Source organism: Mucilaginibacter sp. (assembly GCF_036383575.1).
GTDB lineage: Bacteria > Bacteroidota > Bacteroidia > Sphingobacteriales > Sphingobacteriaceae > Mucilaginibacter.
Window position 1 is genome coordinate 1 of record NZ_DASVOB010000731.1, and the last position, 2,793, is coordinate 2,793.

The 2,793-nt window shown below is 46.7% G+C and carries 1 protein-coding gene; it reads right to left on the minus strand.

Going from position 1 to position 2,793, the window contains the following annotated elements:
* A partial coding sequence (locus tag VF500_RS26300) for an ABC transporter permease (RefSeq protein WP_330862512.1) occupies positions 1-2,793 on the minus strand: 2,793 nt, incomplete at both ends.

Genomic DNA, 2,793 nt, shown 5'->3' on the forward strand with positions numbered 1-2,793 from the left:
GGGGTACATCACCAGCGGTTTAATTTCCTCGCGCATGGAATTTGTTTTAAAATCGGCAACAACGCCTACGATGGGCAGGTTTCCATAACTGTCGAAAGTGATGGTTTTGCCCAAAGCATCGTCGGCCCGTTTAATACCGAGTTTGTGTACCAGGGTTTCATTAACCACCAACTCTCGCGCGGTATCGCTGGGTCCATATACCCTACCTGCTACAACCTTGAGGTCAAACGTTTTAAAGTAATCCGCATCGGCCACTTTCATGAACACATCAAAGCCCGGATCTTTATCTGAATGATTGAAATAGAAATTGCTTGAATTGTTATGCGACGACGATGGTGCATCAGCCGAAAAACTGGCTGTTTTTACACCCGGCAATGCAAGCACCTGTTGTTTAAAGCTATTCAATCGCGATAAACCGACGCTATCAGCAGGGCATGGTATAGCCAATACAGCCTCTTTGTTAAATCCAAGGTCCGCGTTGTTTACAAAATCCATTTGTTTAACGGCAATGGCCGTTCCTATGATCAGCAACTGTGAAATGGCAAACTGGGTAACTACCAGCACACGGCGGAGCGAGATACCGCCGACCGCGGCAGAATTGATCCTGTTTTTAAGCGCCTGGATAGGTTTAAATCCTGATACGATAATTGCCGGATATATTCCCGAAAGCAGCACCACAGCAACTATTACATAAGCCAGGCAAAGCAATATCCCGGGATTGAACAAACCAATGGTATCCGGAACGCTGGCTATATGTTTGAGTAATGGTAAAGCTATTTCGGCCATACATACCGCAAGCCCCGCCGAAAACAGTACGATAATGGCCGTTTCGCACATCACCAGGCCTATTAATTGCCCACGGCTGCTGCCCAGTACTTTGCGGATCCCTACCTCTTTAGATCGGCCGATTGATTGCGCCGTTGAGAGGTTAATGAAATTAATGGACGCCATAACAATGATCAGTACCGCGATAAGCGACAGGGTGCGGAGCGTGGACCTGCTGGTTATGTGATCGCCCAGCGTACCGCCAAAGCTGGTATCAAAATGGATAGCTGATAAGGGCTGTGCTACAGCATATCTTTTTCTGGCAGTGTGTTTATTATTACTATTAAATTGCTTTTCGGAAAAGCTGAGCATTTGACTTTCGACCGTACTTTGCAACACCTTTGCGGGAAATTTTATATATACCTGGCAGTCGCTGCTGGTCTCGTCCCAAGTATATGAATAATTATAGCTTTTTGCGTTCAGTTTCCAGGTGGTGTACGAAATCAATACTTTAAACGGAAGGTCGGTATTTGGGGGAACATCCTGTATCACACCTGCAACCTTTAGCGTAAGCAGATTGTCCATTCTGAGCGTTTTTCCTACCGCCGATTGCCAGCTGCCAAAATATTTTATGGCGCTGCTTTGATCTATCACCACCATATTGGGATCTTTCAAGGCCGATGCACTGCCGGCGAGCCAGGTTGCTGAAAAAATATCGAAAAGCTGGGGTTCGGCGAACATGATGCCGGTGTTCTCAACAAATTTTTTATCGCCTGCCGGATTGCCGTTAGCCGCCGGGGCCACGATCTGGCTGCCATAAATAGCATTAACACCTGCAATAGTAGCCTGCGAGAAATAAAGGCGAAAAGCGTCTACAGCAGGTGCCGAGATCCCGGCGCTATACCTGACATTACCTTCCCGCTCTTTTTTGGTTACGATGCGATAGGTGCTTTTATAGCCGGGTTGATAAGTATCAAAGCTCAACTCATATTGAACAACTACAAATATAAGCAGGCAGGCTGCAATCCCTACTGCCAGCCCGGCCACGTTAATGGCCGAGTAACTTTGGTGGCGGGTGATATTGCGCCAGGCGATCTTAAAATAATTTTTGAACATATAGCTGCGGTTTAATTTCCCGGAAGACCACATGACCGTGGCTTCATGGTTCGAAATTACTCCTGCAAACTGCGTGTGTCGTCTTAAGTTATAACTTGGGAACTCTTTTTGGGGTTCATTTTTATATTCCGCCGGGCTTTTGCCGGTCATTTGTTTAAAAATGCGGTTAAAGGTTGATTTTGAATTAAACCCGGACTCCAGTGCAATACCCAGCAAGGTTATATGAGCGAAAGCCGGGTCCTGCATTCTCCAGATCACATCCGCAACGCGATATTCGTTTATAAAATCGTTGAAGTTTTTTTTGAGCGCCACGTTGATGATACGGGATAGTTCATGAACGGTGACACCAAGCTTTTCGGCAAGCGAGGCCAAATTCAGCTCTGCATCCTGATAATACCGCTTAGCCTCCATAGCTTGCCGGAGCCAGGTTCCTTTTTGCCTGAGCGCCGCCGGGACCGGTGTTTTTGAAACCGGGGAAGCCTGCACAATAGCTGAGGGGTCGGGTTTTGAATGGACTGTCGCCGCTATCCAGATCATCATTCCGGCTAACAGCAAATACAAAGGGTAGTACACGTGAACACCTAACCGGTAATGGAAATAAAAATAATCTGCAGCAGTATATGGCAGCCATAATAGCCATAAAAGGCCAAAAGCCTTGATTAACCGGTGCAGCCAGCGCATTTGGTTACGGTAACGGTCATTTACGTCATTGAATTTCAACTGCCCGTAATAGCTTTCTATCAGCCTGAAGGAAATATACAGGTAGACAACCGCCGAAATAAACGTCGCCACATTCAGTACCGGGCTCACTTGCCGAAAGACCGGTGTATTATAAGTTGCCGCACCAGTACTGATACTTTGCCAAATCTCCAATACAAAAATACCCTGTTGCAGCAACAAGGGGATGAAGTG